Origin of the sequence: Saccharicrinis sp. GN24d3 (assembly GCF_052400645.1) — a bacterium.
Taxonomy (GTDB): Bacteria; Bacteroidota; Bacteroidia; order Bacteroidales; family Marinilabiliaceae; genus Saccharicrinis.
Genome location: NZ_JBQTGI010000038.1, coordinates 1 through 24,142, shown reverse-complemented (window position 1 = coordinate 24,142; position 24,142 = coordinate 1). Strand labels below are relative to the sequence as shown.

Sequence of the window (24,142 nt, the reverse complement as noted above, 5' to 3'; positions counted from 1 at the left end):
GGCCTGGCCGGTAACAACTCACGATTGGTAATCCTTTAAAATTTTAAAAGGAATACTTGTCAGTACTTAAGGTAGTAAACTTTTTATCACCTGCTTTTTTAAAACTAACAGAAGGTCCATTCCATGCCTGTGGCCATCCTCCAACAATATTGTTTAAAAACACAATTTTTACCGGGTGTTTTCCTTTAGCAAGTGCAATACTTGTATTGTTTCTTGAAAAACGTTTAACCTCACCGTCATTATTAATCAACAGCTCGTCTCCGATAAAAAACTGATCAACATTGGTACTGAACTCATATACTGCATCTTCATCAATGTCAATGAACCCTGTTAATATAGCTGCTGATGGTTTCTTCATATCGAACATACCTCCAAACTTCTTCTTGTTCAATACGGATTCTTTCCAATCTTTAGCCTTATTGAGATCTGATACGTTTATAAAAGTACCTTCAGCCTCACGCATTTTCAGACCCTTTTTAATTGTTTTCACATCCTCTGCAGTACGATAAGTTTGTTTCTCAACTTTAATGGTGCGTACAGTACTCATTTTTCCTGATTTTAATACGGAACGAATTTTCACTGTTGTATTTTCAGTAAAAGAAAGTGGTGTACTATACACATTTGAATCTCTGTTAGGCTCGCTACCGTCAATCGTATAAACCATTTTAATTGGGCGAGTTGCAGTAAACGCTAATGTTGCTTTATCGGTAAACGCTACCAAATCAATTGGGCCTTCTGGTAGTGGAATATGGTAATTAATATTGTGCAAATCGAGTCGTACAAACTGATTGTCCATGCGTTTCACAAAATCATCAAAGTTTTTATTTTCCTTATGCGTCCAACCTACCTCGGCCAAAGCGATAATACGTGGGTAAATACGGTATTCAAATAATTCCGGGGTATACATATATTCCGACCAAACATTTCCCTGTGTTCCTAATATATGTTTTGCTTTTTCTGCCTCTAAATCTTTAGGCACCGGGTCGTATCCATACGATTCTTCCAAAGTAGTATATCCTCCAATTGCAACAGGTTCCACCTTATTACTACCCTGATAGTGATCCAGGTATACCCAGTTTCCAGGAGTCATAACAACATCATGACCTTGTTCAGCAGCCTCAATACCACCTTTTTCACCACGCCACGACATAACAGCAGCAGATTCGGCCAATCCGCCTTCCAGAATTTCGTCCCAGCCAATCATCTTTTTATCATGTGCAAGCAGTAATTTTTCGATTCGCTTTATAAAATAACTTTGAAGTTCGTGCTCATCTGCCAGACCTTCTTTTTTGATTCTACCCTGACAATCCGGACATTTTTTCCAACGGTCTTTTGGCGACTCATCTCCTCCAATATGAAAATATTCGTAAGGAAATAAAGGAATAACTTCATTAATCACATCTTCAAGGAATGAGAAAACTTCTTCTTTACCCGCACAATATACATCTGGTTCAACACCCCAAATATTACGGATTTTGAAAGGGCCACCAGTACATGACAAGTCTGGATACGCTGTAATAGCACCCAAAGAGTGACCCGGCAGTTCAATTTCGGGCACAACATTAATAAAACGTTTTTTTGCATAAGCAACAATCTCTTTCACCTCTTCCTGAGTATAAAAGCCTCCATATTTGTTTCCTTCGCCTTCGGTACGAATAGCACCTTCCACTGTAAGTTTAGGATATTTTTTAATTTCGATACGCCATCCCTGATCTTCAGTAAGGTGCCAATGGAAAGTATTCATCTTGAACAAAGCCATCACATCCAGCTGCTTTTTGATAAACTCGACTGGAACAAAATGACGACATACATCCAGGTGCATCCCTCTCCATACAAAACGGGGGCCGTCTGTAATTTTAACACACGGCATATACCAATCCATACCGTTAACAACAGAAGTACTTTCTATCTCAGGGGGCAATAGTTGAAGGATAGTCATTAAACCATAAAACGCACCACGCTCGGTAGAAGCATTAACTGTTGCACCTTTAGATGTGACATCCAAAGTATACTCTTCTTTGCCCAGACCAGAATTAGTATTGAGTTCAATGGCAATAAAATTTTTGGAAGGTTTATCTAATGTAACATCCAACTTAAATCCGGCCGCATTTTTAAATCTCGAATTAATTAATTCTGCTGCTGCTTTTAAATTATCATTATCTGGCACCACAAAAGTGGTGTTTGAGGTAAGCGAAAAAAAACCATCCTGTTTCACTATTTCATTAGGTTGAGGAACAATTGCCAATTCCTGCGACCTTTGTTTTTTCTCTGTACATGCTACAAAAGCAAACAGAGTTAATAATCCGAGGATTACATTTTTAAATATTTTCATGATTTTCTTTTTTAAATTATATCTTGTTTCAATTTGATTTTCATTTCACATTCAATTCATTATTAGCAACAACAAATTTGAGCATGAAGCTAGAAGTGTACTATTGATTTTATACATTATTCCTTTGAATTTATCCACAGCCTTTTATTAATGCGTTCCTAGACATACAATTCTCTACCACACAAAAAATGTAGTGACATTTTTCATCGAACAATAGAATAATACCGAAGCACAACAAAAATATATCTGCCCATTCTGAGGTATTTTTTAGTTTCAAAACCAAAAACAGTTATTCGCCTAACAATATTCAAAAAAGGCTAATGAGTCACGGACTATAATTATAGTTTGCTTTAATAAATTCACTCTCGTCAGTATTATTAAACTGATGTATACATTTCCTACGGTTTTTTCGTTTTTTAATCGAAATAACTAGCAGCTGAATATTTACAAACGGTATCCCAGGCTTATACCAAAAACAAACATATGCGTAAAACTATTCTTATCTCTATTAGATTGTATCATTAAATACCAAGCTGGTTCCCATCTACCTTTCTCGCCCTGAATACCAAAATAGCTCCGGATCCTTGAAATTTGATTACCACTAACAAATATTTCTTCCAGGAAGTAAGGTGTCAATTGCATTGTTGAAAGACTCCATTCCGGTTTTATTTTAAGGTCTGTCCGATACCTGGATTTCATTGGGAAATTTTCAAAATATCTAAACTCGATGCGATGTCTGTTCCTGAAACTCCATTGACCTATTTTAGTGCTTCCCCCGACCCTAAGCATTGACCTGTTTTCATAAGTCCACTTATCCCCTTCTTTAAAAAACTCTTTTCTAAATATCGCCTCCAGGGTAATTTTCTGCGATACATTATACTTTAAACCGGGTTGCAAAAACCAATCACCATTACCACTACTACTATTGTACATATTATTATACAGGAGGTTAGCTGTAAATTTTGTACTTATTTTATGATATATATTTAGTTCTTGCCATATTTCATGAGAATCCTCAAAACGGTCGGATGCGAACACCTTACCCGACCACAAGATAAATATTAAGCACCCAATATATTTAAGCAGTTTTACTGAATTATTATTCATACCTCAATTTCAATAGATATCCAACGAAAACTTGTTTCATTTTACAAGTCCCGTATACCTTATTTTCTTTTTATATATATTATCAGTGAAACAATACTTACAAAAACAATTAATGCACTTAACACATATATTAAACTTAACCAGACCGGCTCTTCTGTTTGTTCCTGTTCCTTCAGTTCTTCCTCATCACCCAACAATTCATTCAGGTCAATCTTTTCCGGGCCAAAACCTATCCCTGTTCCCCCATTTCCTTCAGTTTCTTTTGCCATGATGCGACTCATCTCGGCCAATATCATCGGGTTATCCACATCAAACCCGAGTTCATCAGTCAACTCTTGCTGTGTTGATTCGGGCCACAACAATGGCACCTGTGACCCAAGCATCCATTTGCGATCCAAACCACACTCACAATCCGCCCCAATCAGCGACATATGTTTAAACACCCCCTCTTCCAGAATACCATTACTGTCTATCCAATCTCCCATTATCCTGCCCCGGCCATAGAGGACTATAGCCTTGGGGTTTTGAGGCCATTTATCCAGTCCAAGCGACCACAACAGCACCCTTTCCCTTTGCCAATCCCCAGGCTCAAGACGAAGTACTACCGGCCCTTGCTCAACTATTTTAGGCATGTGCGGCATCAGGTTCTCAATCTGTTCACATGCCTGTTGCACTTTAGTCTTCACTTGTTTATTCAACTTATTATCTTCCTCTACCGTCCAAAGCACAACCGAAAAAGAGGAAGAACATGTTTGCCGGAGTCTTTTCCTTATGGGTGAATCCAAAACTTCGTTCACAATTGTTTCAATATCCTTTGTATCATCAAATATTAAACTTCTACCGTTGGGAGCAACAATTGCATGAACCGGCATGCCAGGTTTTAATTCTTTTAATTTTGAGGTCATCGGGTGAGAATGGTCTGATTCAGGATGCAACAATACCAGCCTGACATTTGCCTCCCGGCATTTTTTGCGCAATATGCTCCAATACTCATCTTCCGGGTCAGCTTTATCATCCAATACCACAAGAGAATATATGTCTTGCGATAAAGTAGAAAAACCAATTTCCCGAACCGTAAAACGGCAGGCCTGCCCTTTGTAACACGAAAGCAGACCTGTCAGAAAAATTAGCACAATTGTTTTATACATACCTTTATTATTCAAATCAAGAATTAGAAAAGGACTCATTTACACACGATAATCTCCGTTTTTTAAGTAGTCACACAAGACGCACCAATCAATGACAAAGCATTTGGGCAGATACCGCTTGCTTCTCCATACCTGGTCCTTCGATACTTACTTTAAGAACCTGTCCACCACCTCCCTGGTAATACAACAAAGAAAACGGATGCTTGCCTTTCTTTAATCCTATATTAAAGGATCGTTCCCGTTCACTGTGACTGCCACCATTATCTATCACCATTTCATCGTGTAAAAACAAGAAATTTCCATCATCGGTACTCGTATAAATTGTATAAACGCCATCTGCCGGAACAGAAAAATACCCCTTAAAACGAATCCCATAATTTTCATCGCGCTTTCTCATCTCTAAACCAAACTCTTTCACAAAACTACTCTTATCTGGTTTGATGCTTTCCAGGTCAGGTATTCCCTTCCAAGTTCCTTCGTAATAATCATAAGCAACACCTTGTTGGGGTGTTACCTCAACAGCCGCCTTTAATTCGGGCACCTCCAACTCTTCCATAACCACCTCACTTTTATACTCAACACCATCTTCTCTCCAGATTGTGCAGGCCTTCACTTTTGTTTTTCCCTTAATAACAAGATTTTTGTTGCCGTTTAAAGAATTGCTATCCGGTTCGCTACCGTCAGTGGTATAATAAACACTTCCCGTAGCACCTCCTTTAATAAAACGTACTTCCATGGAACCATTGGCTATAGTACGCTGTGGTTCAATATGAGGTACCGGACGCAAACGATTAAATAAGCGCTTTCTTTCATACCTTCTCTCTACACCTCTCATTTCGGTGTATAATGCTACTCGGAGGTTTGTTGTTAGGGTGATAGTGAATGAACCCGTATATTCTACACTCGATTTATTTGGTTGGGATCCGTCCAGGGTATAATACATGCGTGCTTTCAGTCCCGGCTTTACCAACAATTCCACCTCTAAAGAATCGGCAAATTCGTTAGGTTGATAACGCTGCGTATAATTTCCGTATGTTTCTTGTTTATAATCAGGTTTATCACCAACAGTACGTATGGTAAGGGGAGCACGCGATTTTGGAGCCAAAACCATAGAAGTCTCCAGCCAGTTACCACAACTGCAACCACCACCTCCTTCAGGAGAAAGCACCATGCCCTGGGCAGGAATAGTACTTAACCAACAATCGGGACGTAACCTCTCCCAACGGGAGAACTCGCGGGTATCAAAATTAAACTGCGATACACTTCCGCCGCGATAAAAAATAGCTTGTTCGGTCAAAGCGTAAGTGGCACACCCATGCCCTGACTTAGGAACGTTATAGGCAATATTCTCCCCAGTTTCCATGTTATACTGCTCTGGCTTAACAATAAGCCGGTTATCCACTATAGCCGGACGCGAAAAGTGTGCACCGTGGTCTCCATGAAACCACCACTGTTCCTTTTTCCAAAGAAGTTTCCCATCCGACATCCTATAGGTATAAATCATATATTTACCGTTGTGGGAAGATACCACTACCATTTTATCGCTTGACGATGCCATGGAATACATCGCGATACCGGGATGATGCGATACACGGTGCTTCCATATTACTTTCCCGTTTTCTGCGTTCAAACGAACCAGATAAATACGGTCAAAAATATTATCCCCACCTCTTTTGTCGGATGATAGCTTTTTCTGTGCAGTTTCGACAAAGCAAACATCACTACCTTCTAATGTAATGGTTGAATTAATTATATATCCTTCAGGCTTGTACCTCCACACATCCGCTTGTCCTTCCTTTGCAAGGGCAAACAATTCCTGGCTCACCACTTTATGTGTTATTTCACCTTTTTGCGCATCGTACCAGCCGTCGCCGCCACCACCATGAAAAACGGTATAATTAGTCCCCTTTGGAATCCGGCTACCAATCACTGCATTATCCAGTAATCCAACATAGCCCCAATCCGAATTTTGCTCATCCACCTCAAAATAAGAGGCAAGTTGCCCGGTTCCTCCATCCAGTTGCAATAATTTATTATCTTTTACCACATAAACATGCGAATCATCAGCCGCCCAATTGGAACAGTCACGATGCATATTCATCCGGCGTACCCCGGGCATAACCTTCCACCACAAGATACTTCCATTGTATACATTAAGTGCCACTATACGCTGGTTACCCTGTACAAACATACGGCCATTAACTGCCAGTGGAGACGGTTTTCGCCCATTACGGTCGGTCTGGAAACGGGGACCCGGACGCCCCATCCATTGGATGTCAAAATCCTCGGAACGTGTAGACCCCCAGAAACTTTCTCCGCCAAAGGCTGAATTGTTTGAACTCCCATACTGGTGGGTCCATGTTCCTTCCTGTTCAAAAGGATGCTTTATCAACACCAGGCCGTTTTTAAACTCTTCAACATCTACCTGCCACGAAAGATTAGCATCCTTCAGCCATTTCTTGTTCGTATCCGCAATAAAAGCGATACCCCTTGGCGCTATCAAACGTATTATCTCATCGGCATTTGATTTGTGAACATCTTCCCCCCAAACCAGGTTGGCCATATCGGAAGAAACCGGAATACGGCTCATCTGTTCAACATGCTGAATATTGATTTTTCGACTATAGATGCCTTGATTCTGCCAGCTTGACCTGAGGTCTTCCACCACATCGTCATCATCGCTCAAAACAATCACATCCATATTGAGGTTATTGGCTACTGCCACAGGTATATCTGAATTCGAATTCGACAAAACATAAGCTAAGCCTTCGTTCAGGTTATACTTATCTTTTAATTGTTTAAACAAATCTATATACCGGGTATTATCTGTCAGGCTTTTGCCGAATACAACAGGTTCCCTCTTAAAATTCAGAAAATTATCGTATTCGTAATAACCGGTTGTTCCATCCTTACTGATGAGTTGATAAGCATATTTATGACCTTTACGAACCGGAATAACGATTTGGTGTTCTTTTCCCACAGGGAAGTTGTGCTTTAAAGTGTCTCCACTTCCCGACATCCAGTTCAAGCTGAAAGCCTTGGTATTTTTTGTTTGAAAGCTTAACCTGACAGAATCATGAGACAAAGCAGTAATTTCAGGTCCCAGGAATAGTTTTAGATTTTTCTCCAGGATATCAATATTTTTAATTTTTTCGATACTTTCAACTACAGCTTCTTTATTCAAATTCAAATTGTACAAGACATTTGCTTTCCCCCCAGCCTTAAAACAACTGATATAACCTTCGTTTGTAGATACGTAAAGCGCGTCATTAGCTATGGACAAGGCCTGCACCACCCCATTTACTTTGTGTTTCCACAGGGGCAATCCATTGGTTAAGCTTAAGGCAAACACAGAATCGGCACAACCCAGATACAGGGCATTTCCACTCTGCAATACCTTGTGGGCTTCATAATTTCTTCTTACCCAAAGTGTTTTTTTTGTTTTTCGATGAAATGCCGATACGCCGTTATCATTGATGATATAACTGGTATCCCCTTTAATAACCATCTCTTTTCCTCCATTAAAAGTGAGATAGTCGGGCTGCTTATCATCCACATACTCCTGTATCGATTTGGCTCTTGACGACTTAGGATGAACCACATGTTTTTCGGGCGTTATCAACACGAAGCACCCACCCGTACCGGGCAGTTGTCCTTTTTTTTCTCCACTGGCTTTACTGATAAAAGCAGGGGCTATCCTTCCTTGTGGTTGTATCAGCAATTTACCCGTTGAAGCCATTGCCCCCTCCAGAGTCATGTCGTTTACCTCCTTCACATAGCAACCTGCCGACGACACCGAACCATTGCCGGCATCCACTGCGCAAATATAACTCTTCTTCCAGGGTAATAGCGAGGCTCCGAAATACGCAATCCCATCTTCAATAAGCACCCCGGTCCTAATGGGCCAATACGAAATAAGACGTCCGTTGTTCAGTACTTTCCTCGCCTCCTTGTTTCCAGGAGAAAACATCCATTTTAATTTCGCATTAAAAGCATTGATGCAATATACAAAACCATCATCGGAGCCAAAGTAAAGGTATCCTTTAAAATATGTTGGAGCGATACGAACCGGACCGCCTGTTGTAAACGCCCATTTTTCGTTTCCTGTTTGGGTGTCGATACAATGAACCGCATCATCGCCCGACGAGCTATAATACATTGACTCACCAACAATTATGGGGTAGTAGGCATGATCGTAATCACGCATCGAGGGCAAGGGGCCACTTCGGGCATAGGCATCTTCTTTAGCCGGGCCATACCATGCCGGTTCCGGTTGATGCGGCGCCTTGTAGCTCCATACCTCATCCAATGTTTTAAGGTCTAAATCAATTGCAGCCACACCACTTCTGAAATTATCTTTCTTAAACTGGGGCCAATCGTTAACACCTGCTTCCGGCTTACTGCAAGCCCCCATAATAATGGCAATTACCACCAACATTAAGACACATTTCACTTTCATCATCCAATATTTTAAGATATTACTTTTCCTTCTTCCATATATATAATTCTGTCGGCATATTCATCTGCCTCGGCACCATGGGTAACCATCAGTACTGTTCCGCCTTTTTCCCTGAATTCATGTAAATACTGCAACACCTGTCGCGTATTTACAGGATCGAGGTTACCTGTAGGTTCATCGGCTAAAATGATGTCCGGTTGAATTATCATAGCACGGGCCAGCCCCACACGTTGCTTTTCACCCACCGACAATTCGCAAGGCTTATGATGCAAGCGATGAGTCAGGTTCAGACCTTCCGCCATGGATAATATTGCCTCATCTGTAACTTGTATTCCTTTTACTTTATTAACGATTCTGATATTTTCGAATACTGTCAAATAGGGAATCAGATAATTCGTCTGAAACACAAAGCCAATTCTTCGGGATCTTAAATTCCGGTTTTTGCTTTCTGCAATCCCGTATAAATCGTCACCCTCAATCAGTACAAGTCCAGCATCGGGTTTTAGCAAGCCTCCAATGGTAAACAGCAAACTTGATTTACCACAACCACTCGGTCCCTTTATCAGGCTATAACTCCCTTTAACAACACGGATACTCACTTTGTCGAGAGCCCACACCTCTTTTTTCCCCGTCTTAAATATTTTATCCAGTTTATCTACTACTATCATTATTCTTCCTTTAAAATGTTAGCAGGTTGCAAACCTGTGGCATGAACAATTGGAATCATTGATGCGATTACCGAAAAAAACGGTGCCAATACAAAGGACCACCATAACAAATAATAAAGGGGCTTTATGGCTTTCGCTGTCACCTTGAATATATCCGGCCCATAGGTCAAAGACAAAATGGTTCCTGCCGAAAAACCAATTAAGGCGCCAATAAATCCTGCCAACAGGGCTCTTTGGATAAATAAATTCGTGATTGCTCCTGCGCCCATACCTATTGCCCTTAACGTACCTATTTCATGACGCCGGTGCATGGTGTTAAGCAGAGTCATTCCTCCAACCCAAAATGCGCATATAATAATTACAAGTGGCAATATCCAGGCAAAGTAGGCATTTACCATTTTACGCTGTCTTTCGCGAGCCACTGCAATAGTACGGTTCATGATTACCTTAGTATCAGGCAGTATTTTTATCAACTGCGTACGCAACGCCTCCAAAGGGTCGTCACCGCCTGTTGAACACAAACAATTTAAAGCCATTATCTCGTTGATTCGCCCTTCCATTTTTAATAACTTCTGAAGTGTGGGCAAATCGAAATAAAGATGTATATCATCCTCGCTACCTACCTCGGCCAACACTTTTTGCACCTGGAACAGTTTTCCTAATACGTTTATTTGATCTCCTTCGGCAATTTCCAATGACTTAGCAATTTCGTATCCCACATAAACCTTATCCGGGGCAATCCCAAATATCATTTTCGATTTTATACTTCCTTTGGGTTCTTTTTCATCAGAAGATATACCCGTTAACACGACATCATGGTCGCGCCAAATAATTTTTTTATGCAGAGTTGCAGTCAGGTGGGCATAGTAAATGGCTTTTGCGTCAACCAATTTATCTACATTTTTGCCGGACATAGTCATATTGGAATATCCCGAAACCCAAAAATGGTTCATATCCGTTTGTCCGGGAACAATCCTTAAATTAAAACCCATATCCCTGGTCAAACGCCTCGTTTCGTTTTGCGAGGCCTTGGTCATTGTAACAAAAACAACCACCAGGGCTACTGCCACCGAAACAGCCATAACAGTTAACAGAAAATTGCCTTTCCTATGTTTAATTTCTTTTAAAAACTGCATCTGCACATTCTTTTAAAACTTCATATTAACTCCCAAAGAAAATATCCTGCCATAATCGGGATATCCTGCCACTGTCTGAAAGTCCTTATCAAATAGGTTTTTCACCTCTCCAAAAAACCGCAACCCATATTCTTGCTTTAACAAATAGCCTGCATTCATATCCATCGACATAAAATCTCCCAATGGCGCTTTACCATGCTCGTTAATATAAGTCTTACTTACAAAACGATCGTTCTCATAGGCACTGATATGATGAACAAAGACATTGGCATCGAATCTGTTTTTTATATAATTAACCCCGGCATTAAAAACCCAGTTGGGCATCTCCTCATCTTTTTCCCAGTCATCACCCTTCTTTTCTTCACCTTTTAAATAAGTAAGGTTTGTAAACATGGTAATCGCGTTAAATAGTTCAGGGGACTTTAACTCCAGCTCTACCCCATAATTTCTTTTTTCAGAATTTTTATACAATTCCATGATAACTCCATTATCAATATCAACAGTACCTCCGCTATAACTTATGGCATTTGCACGACTCACACCAAAGGCCGTTACTGCAATCTTCCCTTCTTTGCCAATCTGTTTTTCATATCCCAAATCGATATTGACACGGTTTTCATTCTTCGGCTTATCCCCTGAATCAGTCAATGCACCCTTCCTTGGCGTTACGATGCCCGCTGCCATGGACCAGTTTAGTTTATCCTTATTCTCAAACAAATACGATACTCCCGCTGTTGCATTCCAAACAGGTGCCTGCCATTCTTCTTGTATCGATTCTACATTCTTAAACTTACCTCCACTTCCTTCAATTCCAAATCCCCCCCATTTGTCAAAATACTCACCCGTTAACCTGAAACCACCATCTACCATCAACCGCCCGAACTGATGTTGGTCGGCAACCATTCCGGATATGGTATGAACCCGGGCGGTGTTACCATAGTAAAAACGCTTACCTTCGGGGGACTCCCAATAGTTGTAAAGTGCACCAAAACGCAAAGTATTGTTAGTGCTAATTTTCAACGCGTTCAGTTGATTCACCGTCAGTTCAAAATCCTTTTCATCGTATTCCGAAACAGTTCCGTTTGCCAGGTTATTATTTTTGTAAGTTGAGTTCCGATGGGCAAAACAGATATCCAGTTCACTGGTAAGCTGGTCGCTTTTCCTGAATTTCAATTTGGAACTCACCATCAAGGTTTTAATCGGGTCATATTCTTCCTTTGCATTCATCAACTTGGCAGCAGCAGGTTCTACTGGCTGAACCAAGCTACGTCGTCCTGTCAGATACATCACATTAAACGACCAGTCCAGGCGTTCATTTATATTCCAGTTAAAATCCCCTTTGACATTCCATAAACGTTCAGCACCATTCCGCCCATCCGGTCCGTCGGTTCCAAAACTTCCTACCCTTGCAGAGTACGACACTTTATTATGCACGTTACTGTACCCTACTTCGCTTTGATAAGTATTTAGGGAACCATATTTAAGGCTCACGTCCACCTCATCCTTAACCGATTTTCGCGTTGTAATATCAATTACGCCAACCAATGGCGACAGGCTTTTTATCAAGGCTGCACTGGAACGAACAATTTTTATTTCCTCCACATTACCACTGCTTAAAACATAAGGTATTTCGGTAAACTCTTTTTGCCATATTCCATTAACAGAATAGCTTGGATAAGGATATTTCTGTCCTCTTACCGAGAAAAACTGCTTTACTTTACGCCCCCTGGTTTCTGTCCAACCTCCAGCTGTATATTTTAAAGCATCCATAACCGTTGTGGCCCCCTGGCGCTGAATATCCTGTAAAGTAACCGTTGAAATTGCAGTTTGCACCGACATGGGTTCCAAAGTTGGCTGTTCAATCAAGTCGGGTAACTGTCCGTTTCCAAAAATATTTACAGCATCAATATGCTCTTGTTTTCTTTTTAGTATAATTTTTACTTCGGCACTTCCATTTATCTTTACTGTAAAAGGTAATTCCTGCGATACAAAACCAATAGCCGAAACTTTTAATGTATGGTTGCCCTCCGGTATTTGCGACAACACAAAACTTCCATCGCTATCAGTGACTGTCCCCTGCCCTAATGATTCTATAATAATATTAACTGAAGCTATTCCTTGCTGCTGTTGATTTAAAACTACCCCTTTTATGTGTTGGGCATATGTTACAACTGACAATGTTAAGAATCCTATTAAAGTAATAATTATTCGCATTTTTTCTATTTTACTATTTTCTGTCCAAACTAAAACTCATGCTCTATTGTACCGTTAAAGCATACAATAAACTATCTGTTGATGCTAATATAGACTTAAAACAATAAGCATGGCTGTCAAACAAATTTGAGAGCTATTGATTCACAATAATAGTATTGTCATTTATTTTGACCTCACTATCTTCTTATCTTATTATACATTAGAATTTTTCAATCATTTTATTAATTCAACGTTAATTACTTTTTTGACTGTAGTGCTGAAGAAAAAACAGTATTTTTACGATTATTAATAAGGTATATAAAGTTAGATTTGACACTAGTTCCCTAACTTGGATAAACTAAAACCAGACATTTTTGTCTATCCATGTTAGTTGGCACAATTTAATACATAAAGCCCGGAGTATGAAAACACATATATTAAGTATAATTGTTTTATTCATAGCAACATCGAACCATTTTGCACAGAACCACAGTTTTAACACAGCTCCCCATTATGCCATCGTGAATACACGCAATATAAACCTTCCAATTAATCAAGTAACTATTGAGTGTTGGATAAAACCCAACACTCTTAAAAACTGGGTAGCCCCTTTTAGCTTTATTGCAGATAACGGACATAACGAGTCCGGGTTTGCCTTTGCCTACTACAACAATCAATTTCGCTTTATGATAAAAACGGATGCGATGCGTGGAGATGAATGGAATTACAACCCGGGTTCACATGTTGAACTAAACCAATGGTCGCACATAGCCGGAACCTACGATGGGGGATTTATTAAGTTTTACCTAAATGGTGAACTCATTGATACCAAACAGACCTCAGGTCAAATCAACTGGGATTTTAAACCCAAAGACATTCATATTGGTGCTTTTAAAGATTTCAATGAAAATTTACTGTTTGATGGACAAATTGACGAGGTACGAATTTGGAATACCGCACGATCTGCCACAGATATAAATAAATATAAAAACAAAAAGATAAACCAACAGGAAGATGCATTAATAGGATACTACAATTTTGATCAACTTGACAAAGGAAGCATTATTGTACCTGACTTGTCTAAATACAAACTGGATGGACGTCTTAATATTCCTGCCAACGAAGAAACTCTTGTCCAGTCGGGCGCCATGATTATACCTGTTGTAACTGAACTCAAATTGCTTACACCGTCATCCTTTCTGGTAAACTGGGAATGCTCGGAAAGCGTGCACAATTTTGATCATTACATGATTGAATTATCAAAAGACCGGGCTTTCAACAAAATATTTATGAGTGAAAAATCCACTGTCAATCAATTCAAATTCGAGAATATTCCAGGGGGGTCAATGGTTTATATGCGGATAAAAGCTTTCTCCAAGGAAATTGGCTACACCAGCTATTCTGATATTAAAGAGATAAATGATTTCAGAACGGGATTATCGGTAGTTGTTACCTCCATAATAAACAAAGAGGACAACATACAACACCGCTTAATCAGCGACAACCAGCTTAACTCAAACTACCTTAGCTTACCTACAGACGTAAGGGACGTAAAACTTGATTTCAGGCTTAACAATGAAACACCTGAAAATATCCGTTCGGGACACATTGTTATTACAGGCCCCTACAAAGTGTATGAAACAAGCTTTTCGAAAAACTCTGATATTTCCCTCTTTAATTTAGCCCCGGGCATTTATAACATCGAAATTGACTGGGGCTCTATTGACCAGGAAAAAGCACTTTCCACACGACTGAGAATGGAAGTCAAGCCAAACTTTTTTCGAACGGTATACTTTAAATTTGTTTTACTGTTGGTTTTATTTGCTTTAATATTTTTGTTCGTCAGAAAGTTTACCGTAATCGACAAACAACGTTTACTAAATCTTAAAAAACAATTAGCTCCAAAAGAAAATACTTCGGAATGGATTGATCCTGAAATATTGGAAGACAAGGCCATCCAAATAAAAGAATGCATTGATAATGAAAAATTATACCTTGATCCCAAGTTTAATTTAAAATCATTAGGCACTAAAGTAGACATCCCGCATTACCAGGTTTCAAAGATTCTTAACGACTATTACAGAACCAATTTTAACGATTTTATCAATGAATTCCGGGTAAAAGAATTTGTCAACCTTTTAAAGGAAAACGACCATGACAATATAAAAAACAGTGCCCTGGCCTATCAGTGCGGCTTTTATTCGGAATCAACTTTTTTTAGGGCATTCAAAAAGTTTATGGGAAAATCTCCGCAGCAATTCAGAAAGGAACTTAATGATAAACATAAATAATAGAGCCAATTAGATTTAATATAGCATGATTTATAATTTAACACAGCACCTTCTTCAACATATTAAACAATCATACAAAAATCATTTCAAGATGGGCCCTATGATTTCATTTTAAAATAAAATTGGTATAACAGTTGTTTTGAATAGGCACAAAAAACACAAAGCTCAACCATAACTATATTCAATCAAGTTTAAAAGTAGTCACCACAAACCCATGATCTGACGGAAAGTTGGTATATGTTTTTCCTTTAAAATTGAATTCCTGTGCAAATGGTGCCACACCCGAATATGAATCTTTTATTTTCAGATTTTTTCCTTTGCTGTACAGGTAATCAATGCGGTCTCTTCGCGTAAACGACACCTTACCTTTATCATCATTAACGCTTAACCAAGTTGCTCCAATATTTTTAACAGGGTTGGGATGTACTTTACGTAAGGTATCCTCAAGACCGGCATCAGTCATAGCTCTGGAGATAGTCCAGTTGACCATCGGGTGTTTTGATACCATTTTCCTTCATATATTTCTTAACATGTTCAGATTCATCCCATACTTTGCACCCTACTTCGTCGCCACCAATATGGATCACTTTGTAAGGAAACAATTCAAAAATCTCTAAAAGCACGTCTTTGATAAACTCACCACTTCAGGCTTGGTCACATCGTAATTATCGTAATGCCTCCCAAATTTAACCGGTACATCTATAACTTTTCCTGCCGTGCCTAACCAGGAATAAGCTGTGATGGCCGCCATGGAATGTCCGGGCATTTCAGATTCAGGAACCACCGTAATGCTTCTTTCAGCAGCATAGGCCACAATATCCTTGATCTGTTCCTGGGTATAAAATCCTCCATGTGGTTTGCCTGAGGTCTTCCCGTTTCTCCAGGTTCCTATTTCTGTATCTTTCCTGAATGCCCCAACTTCGGTAAGTAACGGATATTTTTTAATCCCCATCTGCCATCTCGCATCATCGGTTAAGTGTCAATGAAACATATTTATTAAGCAAGGCCATCTGGTCCAACATTTGATTTACATATTCTTTTAATATTTAATGGCTTCGTACATTGTCCATGTCAAATCATATTCTTTACTGTCCTGGCTTAACTGCCAAAACATCATGCCCCCTAATTTGTTTTTGCGAACATATGAGGCCTTTAAACGTATGCTTTGAGGATCGTCGTAGGTAATAAAAACAGAATCAACAGCATCATATATAAAAGGTGCCTAAGCTTGCTGGTCCCAATGTCCTATTTTACTGTTTTCGATCAACATGTTTTTGATTTATATGGCAAATATATTAACATCATCAATGCCCAAAGGTATTTATTAGTTAACCTCCAAATGGAGATAATTCTTACCATACGTGATTTTTATATTACAAATCTAAATTGATTAAAGAAACTAATGGTTAATATTTAATTTCCTCTGTTCTGATTTGGGAAAAAGTGATTGAAATAATCGTACAATACCTCATAACACTTATGGAACCTATTAAAATCTTTTAATTCTTTAGCTGTCCACGATCGTTCAGCATGTGCTTCGATGCGCTCCTCTATTTGTGGGTAAATATCAGCTTCTTTAATTTCTTCAGTCCACAAGGGACATTCTCCTCCTAATACCAAATGCTCTTTCCCCTGAGGAATTTGAGGCGGAGTAAAATCAAAATTGTAAACCTTTTTACTCGACAAGACAGGCATCCAATCTGGCTTTGTCTTTTTGGCTTCAACATTGGCAGGATAGTCCAAATAGCATTCCCCGTTATCGGAAACAACAACCTGATTACCTTTTTTAATGGCAGATATGGCCTCATTCCTCAAGCGCCACGCCTGAGTAATTTGTCCTTCCGGAATTCCACCATCAAGATGTTCAGCCCAGGCAATAGTGGTAATCCCTTTGGTGTGGATGTGTTTTGTCACTTCATTTAAATAATGGTTTTGCAAAAAATGCTCGTCTTTTAATTCGAGACGCTCCATTTTCGCTTTACACAGCGGACAATTATTCCACAATTCTTTTTTTCGTTCATCACCTCCAATATGAATGTACTTTGGATTGAAGATATCAATAATCTCATCGAACAGGCTTTTTACCATCAACATTGCTCCCTCATTGCTTCCACATAAAGCATTTGCAGCCGGTTGATTGGGGCAACGAAATTCAGGATAAGCCGTCAGCAAGGCCCAATTATGACCTGGAACATCGAACTCTGGTATCACCTCAATATTTCGAGCTTTGGCATAAGCCAGGATCTCATGAATATCCTCTACAGTATAATACCCATTAAACTCCTGGGCTTTACCATCAACAAAAGACCCTACCTTATTGACATAAGATGCTACTTGATTCAAGCGAGGAAATTTCTTACTCTCAATGCGCCATCCTTCATCGTCGGTCAAATGCCAGTGAAATACATTCAGTTTAATGTTACCATAAAATCCAGAATACCTTTGATCCCATCTACTGACTGAATGTGTCGACTTGAATCGAGCATAAAGCCTCTATAAGTATAAGCCGGCTGATCGGTAATTTGAAGAAACGGAATTTGATAACCAACTTCAGTTCTCGATTGATAAAATATCTGATTCAATGTGGAAATTCCATACAATAATCCAGCAGGTGTATAAGCCGAAATCTTTATTCCCCTTCGATCGATGATTAATTTATACCACTCTTCTTTTTTTTCTTGTTTTGCGTTCGATAGAAGTTCTAATCTCAGTTTGGTGCCAGATTTAACAACTTTTACTTCATTTTTTAATTGTTCAAGAAAAAGGTGTGAAAGTGATTGATCAGTAACATTGTCCGTTCTAACGCTTACTCCATTCTTTACCGTAAGCAGACCTTTGTTTACCTCTAATGATTGTGGGTAAGGTATTAAGTTTATCCTCGTTTTGTTTTGTGCAAAAAGGGATAACGATGAAATCATGGCTATCCAAAGTATAAATATTCTCAACATATGACTAAATTTATTGTTATTCTATCAGATATAACAAAACCTCATCAGAATTTATGGGTTTCTGTTGAGGCTTTGTTCTTAGCCTAAAATCGGCCTAATATTTTAAGGATTGTATCTAGTATTCTTTACCACAATAAATATCTCCGGCACATTATTTCAAAGTTGTCAGGAGAATCAAGGGAGATTTGATTTAGCTGTTGTAGGTTATTTTCGTTCATAGCAAGTTCTTAAGATATACTCATAAAACTCAACAGTCAATTAATACTGCCTAATAGGCTGCCTGAATCATTTCATCAGGCAGCCTGCTGTTAAATTATTAGTTTGTAATCCAATCGCTTACTCCCAAATAGGATTCTGATCCAAGCTTGGATTCAACTTTATTTGCTTTTTAGGCAATGGTCTTAAATAATGTTTTGAAGCATCAAAAGTACGCGCAGATGCTGGTTCTGCAACAATAAATCCATCAGCATCAACATTATATTGTACTCCGGGTGTTATTTCAGGAAATACTGTTTCATACTCAGTACCCACAAATTTAATTCCTCGTACTGCTTTAGGCATTTCAATTTCCGCAGTTTTCCAACGCATCAAATCGTTAAAACGGTAACCTTCGCATGCCAACTCAATTTTACGTTCTCTGCGAATCTCATTTTGCATATCCAGGCCATTGGCAGTAACAAATGCATTGGTCAAATGTGGCATTCCAACACGATCACGCAATTTATTGATTGACAGATTTAAATCTGCATCAGTAATGCTTCCGTCCAATTCATATTTAGCTTCAGCGTAAATCAATAATACTTCGCCTAACCTGATAAGAATATTATCATACTCAGCATTCCCTGCCCATGATTCTACAGACTCGCCCCAGTGCTTGTAACTGGTGTAACCGGTACGGGTTGCTGGTCCGTCAAGTCGTGGTTTTACATATGTGGTTTTAGTAGCATTGGCACCAATATATTCAACACCAGGCTTCAACACTGTTTGCATCAAGCGGGGATCTCTGTCTTCAAATTCTGAAGACATGGTAGCATATCCCTGGAACAAAGCTGATTGACTAATTGGCAAACCATCAGTACACAAATAGTCATCCACAAGACTTTTGGTCGGATTCATGATATTCTGTTCCAACCAACGAGTACGGTTGTGAGTACCATTAATGTCTTTCACATATCTTCTGGAAAGAATCACCTCACCACAGTCTTCACCATCTTCAATAAATAGCTTACGGTAGCTCTTATCTGTGCCAAGATCCGTGAACAGACTATATTGTCCGCCATCAATTACTGCTTTAGCAGACTGAGCAGCTAGAGTCAATCGTTCATTTGCTTTGGTACCACCATGGAACTTGGCCCAGGTACCCTCATACAGTGCCACGCGACTTAAAAATGCCTGAGCTGCTTCCTGAGAGATTTTCCCTAACTCATTACTAGCTATATCTCCTTGTTTTGGCAAACGTTTAATTGCTTCTTGCAAATCGGCAATAATCAAATCAGCAACTTGCTCTCTGGAATTTCTTGGAGCATTTAGCTCTTCACTTCCAGGCTCCAAAACCTTTGTAATAAGAGGTACTCCACCAAAACTTTTTAATAAGCCAAAATATGTCCAGCCCCTAAAAAAATGCGCTTCACCTACCCAACGTGAAATTTCATCCGGGTTTGCATAACCTTCGCTTTTCAACAATAGGTAATTAATCCCTCTAATTCCGGCATAACTATTGTTCCAATGACTGGATTCATCGGGTACCATATAAGTACCATTGCTATATTCGTTAGGACCCTGGCCAAATGTTGTTTCCGCTTCAGTATCCTGGGCATAGCTATGCCCAGGTAAAGCACCATAAAAGGCGTTGGCCGCCATTTCAAAATCTTTTGCTGATTTCCAGAATGAACCATCGGATACCTGATCCTTTGGAAACAAATCCAAATCCTTTGTGCAGGAAGTAAGCAACAAAACAATCCCTGCGATTGGTAATATATATTTTAATTTCATGTGTCTAAATATTTGTTATTCAATGGTCACATGGAACTCGCCACAATTGACATTTCCCATTGAGAGAACGTTTTTCTCATGGCTCGTTTCATCTAAACAATTTTTAAAATGTAACATCAACTCCAAACGACATAGACTTCGCAAATGGATAGTTTGTTCCATAAGAATTGTCTTCAGGATCAAATCCACCACCCATATTGTGATAGTCCCAAAGGTCTGTACCACTGAAGTAAACTCTAACCTTCTGAAGGTATTTGATATTGCTCAAAAGAGATTCCGGAAGTGTATAACCTAGTTGAACATTCTTTAAGCGAATATAAGCAGCGTTTTCAGCATTATTTGAAGAGTGCTGGTAGTTCCACCATCTGATATTGCTATGCGATATCCTAGGGTACTTGGCATCTGTTCTGTCCGGTGCCCATGTATTGTTGTAATACAAACGTACCGGGTGATACCATGGTTGGTGAAATGGGACTCTGGCTGTTCCTTCTCTAAATACAGTTCGTTTTCCAACTCCCTGGAAGAATGCACTAAAATCGAAACCTTTCCATTCTGCATTTAAATTAATACCGAAAGAATATTGTGGATCAGTAGTACCTAATACATCAAGGTCACCGTTCTCTCTTTCATCGCTATAGGCGTCGATTCTGCCATTGCCATCCACATCAACATACATGGCATCTCCAATTCCAATATTACTAGGTACTCCACCAAGCTTCTTGTATTCTGTTAATTGTTCATCGGTTTGTATGATACCATCAAATCTATAACCATAATATTGGTTTGCACGATATCCTTCACGATATTCGTTCCAACCTGCCTCATAACTATCGGCTCCACCAAGATTAACAATTTTGTTGTAATTGTTACTCAACACAACTCTGGCACCATATTTAAAGTCACTTACCTGGTCTTTCCATCCCAGACTCAGTTCCCATCCCCAGGAATCCAACTCTCCATTGTTTGCTTTTGGAGGTGCAGCACCTAATACCGAAGGTAAAGTTACCCCAAGCAACATGTTTTTATTGGTTTTGTAATAGTAGTCGAATGTAAGATCCAATCTAGTATCAAGAACAGTAGCATCCACACCAATATTACGGGTAATTAAGGTCTCCCATGTTCTGTCGGTAGATACCATACCATCAAGGGTGGCTGATTGTGCTTTTTGAACATCTCCAAATGGATATTGTCCTCCAATATTAATATTTTGCACATAATCGTATAAACCAATACCTGACTGGTTACCCATTTCTCCATAAGAAGCACGAAGTTTCAGGTTATCAAATACTCCAAGATCTTTAATAAAGTCTTCTTCTGACAACCTCCATGCTACAGAAGCACCTTTAAACAGGGTCCATCTTTGATCTTCTGCAAAACGGGATGACCCATCATACCTAAAATTAGTTTCTAAAATATATTTATCTTTATAGATATACCCAATACGTGAAATCAACGACTCCAATCCCCAATGATATCCACCACCGGCATTACTCATATTCTTCTTACTACCTAGATCCAGTGCGAACAACTCATCCGAAACAAAATCATCGCGATAAGCGCTAAACCAGTCATGATCATACTCTTCGTGAGTAGCACCAATCATTACACTTACGTTATGAACACCGTTAAAGATGTTATCGTATTGCAGGTTTGCCACAAAATTTCTCTGATTGGTTTTAGAGAAACCATATTCCGCATTGTTAGGAGATGTCCGCCACTCGTAATAAGCAAATTTATCATCCCAAAAATGATACGGTAGGTTTTTAATCGGAAGTTTTGAATTGTAATTTTCAAAAGTAAGGCTGGCCTGAGTTACAAACTTTAATTTCTTGGTTATATCCCAGTCTAATTTAATGTTTGGTGAGATCCTATCGGTCCATTTTTCTTTCGCACCACCATCTCTTGCCATGGCAACAGGATTTGAATATCCCCATTGAGAAAACCAGTTTTCTCCACCTTCCGTTTTCACAGGAAAATGTAATGGAGTCGTAGAGATACCTCCCAGCGCACGATCCAAATAATATATCTCTGAAACTGCCAATCTATCGAAGTTCAATTTCGTTTCCAAACGAACATTGTCCAATATTTGGTAAGAATAATTCATTCTCATATTGAATCGTTCTGCCTGATCGGGAGCCTGATCGATCAAACCATCATTCTTATTATATCCCATCGAGAAATAGTAATTTGAATAATCACCACCTCCATTAATACTTAGGTTATAATCTTGTTGCTGACCTTTTCCATATAACTCATCAAACCAATCAGTCCCCTCATAAAACTGAAATTCAGGATAACCTTCAAATCTCTCCGGAGCCGCACCATCCTTTACCTTTTGAATTCTTTCATCATTCCAAAATGGAGCCACCCCATTATTAACATCACCTTCTTGGTGCATGTGGGCATATTCCAAAAGATTTGGATATTCAATTTTGTTTAAAGGTTCCGAAAAAGCGGTGTTCATCGAAAATTTCACCACAGGCTTTCCTTTTTTACCCGATTTGGTTGTAATTAAAATAACACCTCCTGCCGCTCTGGAACCATAAATTGCTGCCGAAGCATCCTTCAATACCGACATCGACTCAATATCGTGTGGATTGAGGGTATTCAGATCCTCAGCCGGATTACCATCAACTAAAATCAATGGTGAATTTCCACCGTTAACAGATGACATACCTCGAATGTTAATGTCGAAGGCCTCACCTCCCGGCTGCCCCCCTGAACGTGTAATAGTAACACCTGGCATTACTCCCTGAATGGCCGACAAGGTGTTGGATACAGGTTTTGACTCCAAAACCTCTGCTGTCACTACATCAACTGCCCCGGATAAAGAAGCCTTTCTTTTTGTACCATAACCAATGGCCACTACTTCCTCCAAGCCAACTAACTCTGACTCAAGTACAACATTTACAACAGACTTATCACCTACAATGATTTCTTGTGTTTTCATTCCAATAAATGAAAATACCAAGGTTTGCTGAGCCTCAATAGAAATACTGTACTCCCCATTCATATCGGTAATCACTCCTTGGGTTGTACCCTTTTTTACCACAGATACCCCAGGAAGAGATTCTCCGTTATTATCGGTAACTTTTCCTGTTATGGTTAGTTTTTGTTGTTGACCGTCAACTACGGTATTACTCTCTTCTGTATTCCCCACAGCACTAACAGAAAAATTTAAAAGTAATACTGTTGCCAACAAAAAACTTTTTTGTAACCATCGTGGTTTTGCGATTTTCCACAGATTGCGAGTTTTCTCTTTCATCCTTTTCACATTTTTAGATTAATAAGTAATTATTGAGATGTCCTATGCATCTACTATTTTGATAAAAATTCCAAGTTTAATACTTAAATATGCTCAAACGTTTTAGCACGTGTAGCAGAAAAATGTTCTACTTCTATCAAACCTTTAATTGTACTTGTATATATTTTCTTCATAAATCTAGTTTTTTTATAAACTAAAAGGTTTTAGCATGATTTCTAAAAAAAATTGCTAATTTCTTAAATACAATTTCATTATATCTCAAACTATGGGATTCGCTATAACGTTTTAGCAATTCATTAAAATAAATTGGTGAATAAGTTGAAATTTCAACCTCATCACCATTAGTAAATAATTTCGGATGTAAAAGTATATAAAAAAGTTCAATGATTGACACTTTTTAACAACTTTTTCCTAAAATTGTATTTACACGACATTTAATAATATAATAAATGTAATGAGCTTTCATTTTTCATTACAACTCAATAAACTATAGGACGCTGCCTTACTGCCCTTTAGAAACTAAAAAGGCTATAGTTTAAAATAGCGTTTTATTTTGTATCTTTAAAAAAAATGTCATGGATACAGATAAGATAAAAGAAGCTC

At 38.9% G+C, this 24,142-nt stretch carries 14 protein-coding genes and 1 pseudogene; 1 reads left to right on the top strand and 14 read right to left on the bottom strand.

The genetic code is table 11. The features are described from left to right. Positions 1-43: 43 nt before the first annotated feature. The 7 genes from ACT29I_RS24040 to ACT29I_RS24010 all read right to left on the bottom strand — a co-directional run bounded on the left by ACT29I_RS24040 (position 44) and on the right by ACT29I_RS24010 (position 13,064). A complete protein-coding gene (locus ACT29I_RS24040; protein WP_444794648.1) occupies positions 44-2,332 on the bottom strand; it encodes a family 20 glycosylhydrolase in 2,289 nt (762 codons plus the stop codon). A 444-nt stretch (positions 2,333-2,776) separates the two neighbouring features. Beyond that, the gene (locus ACT29I_RS24035) at positions 2,777-3,439 is read right to left on the bottom strand and encodes a DUF2490 domain-containing protein (RefSeq protein WP_444794647.1); all 663 of its coding nucleotides are present in this window, start codon (positions 3,437-3,439) and stop codon (positions 2,777-2,779) included. A gap of 59 nt (positions 3,440-3,498) precedes the next feature. Beyond that, on the bottom strand, positions 3,499-4,587 hold the full coding sequence (locus ACT29I_RS24030; protein ID WP_444794646.1) for a hypothetical protein: 1,089 nt from the start codon (positions 4,585-4,587) through the stop codon (positions 3,499-3,501). A gap of 88 nt (positions 4,588-4,675) precedes the next feature. Continuing rightward, on the bottom strand, positions 4,676-9,049 hold the full coding sequence (locus ACT29I_RS24025; protein ID WP_444794645.1) for an outer membrane protein assembly factor BamB family protein: 4,374 nt from the start codon (positions 9,047-9,049) through the stop codon (positions 4,676-4,678). Between the two features lie 8 nt (positions 9,050-9,057). Next, a complete protein-coding gene (locus ACT29I_RS24020; protein WP_444794644.1) occupies positions 9,058-9,714 on the bottom strand; it encodes an ABC transporter ATP-binding protein in 657 nt (218 codons plus the stop codon). Next, complete coding sequence (locus ACT29I_RS24015) at positions 9,714-10,850, bottom strand: ABC transporter permease (RefSeq protein ID WP_444794643.1); 1,137 nt, start codon at positions 10,848-10,850, stop codon at positions 9,714-9,716. Before ACT29I_RS24015 ends, ACT29I_RS24020 begins: the two co-directional genes overlap by 1 nt. A gap of 12 nt (positions 10,851-10,862) precedes the next feature. After that, on the bottom strand, positions 10,863-13,064 hold the full coding sequence (locus tag ACT29I_RS24010) for a TonB-dependent receptor (RefSeq protein WP_444794642.1): 2,202 nt from the start codon (positions 13,062-13,064) through the stop codon (positions 10,863-10,865). Between the two features lie 401 nt (positions 13,065-13,465). Between ACT29I_RS24010 and ACT29I_RS24005 the strand changes: the two genes are divergently transcribed. Further along, positions 13,466-15,334 (top strand): LamG-like jellyroll fold domain-containing protein, encoded by a 1,869-nt coding sequence (locus tag ACT29I_RS24005; protein ID WP_444794641.1) that lies wholly within the window; start codon positions 13,466-13,468, stop codon positions 15,332-15,334. A 181-nt stretch (positions 15,335-15,515) separates the two neighbouring features. Here the strand turns inward: ACT29I_RS24005 and ACT29I_RS24000 are convergent, their stop codons facing one another. The 7 genes and pseudogenes from ACT29I_RS24000 to ACT29I_RS23970 all read right to left on the bottom strand — a co-directional run bounded on the left by ACT29I_RS24000 (position 15,516) and on the right by ACT29I_RS23970 (position 23,539). After that, complete coding sequence (locus ACT29I_RS24000; protein ID WP_444794662.1) at positions 15,516-15,842, bottom strand: hypothetical protein; 327 nt, start codon at positions 15,840-15,842, stop codon at positions 15,516-15,518. Beyond that, positions 15,790-16,286: pseudogene (locus ACT29I_RS23995) on the bottom strand (family 20 glycosylhydrolase). The gene ACT29I_RS24000 and the pseudogene ACT29I_RS23995 overlap by 53 nt, the downstream one beginning before the upstream one ends. 87 nt (positions 16,287-16,373) lie before the next feature. Further along, positions 16,374-16,547: a glycosyl hydrolase family 18 protein gene (locus tag ACT29I_RS23990; protein WP_444794660.1), complete on the bottom strand. Its 174-nt coding sequence runs from the start codon at positions 16,545-16,547 to the stop codon at positions 16,374-16,376. Positions 16,548-16,747: 200 nt separating this feature from the next. Then, positions 16,748-17,725, bottom strand: a complete 978-nt coding sequence (locus ACT29I_RS23985) for a family 20 glycosylhydrolase (protein WP_444794640.1) — start codon at positions 17,723-17,725, stop codon at positions 16,748-16,750. Positions 17,726-17,742: 17 nt separating this feature from the next. Further along, positions 17,743-18,282, bottom strand: coding sequence for a glycoside hydrolase family 20 zincin-like fold domain-containing protein (locus ACT29I_RS23980; RefSeq protein WP_444794639.1), 540 nt, complete (start codon positions 18,280-18,282; stop codon positions 17,743-17,745). 336 nt (positions 18,283-18,618) lie between these two features. Further along, positions 18,619-20,274, bottom strand: a complete 1,656-nt coding sequence (locus ACT29I_RS23975; protein ID WP_444794638.1) for a RagB/SusD family nutrient uptake outer membrane protein — start codon at positions 20,272-20,274, stop codon at positions 18,619-18,621. A gap of 103 nt (positions 20,275-20,377) precedes the next feature. Next, complete coding sequence (locus tag ACT29I_RS23970) at positions 20,378-23,539, bottom strand: SusC/RagA family TonB-linked outer membrane protein (protein WP_444794637.1); 3,162 nt, start codon at positions 23,537-23,539, stop codon at positions 20,378-20,380. Positions 23,540-24,142: the final 603 nt, after the last annotated feature.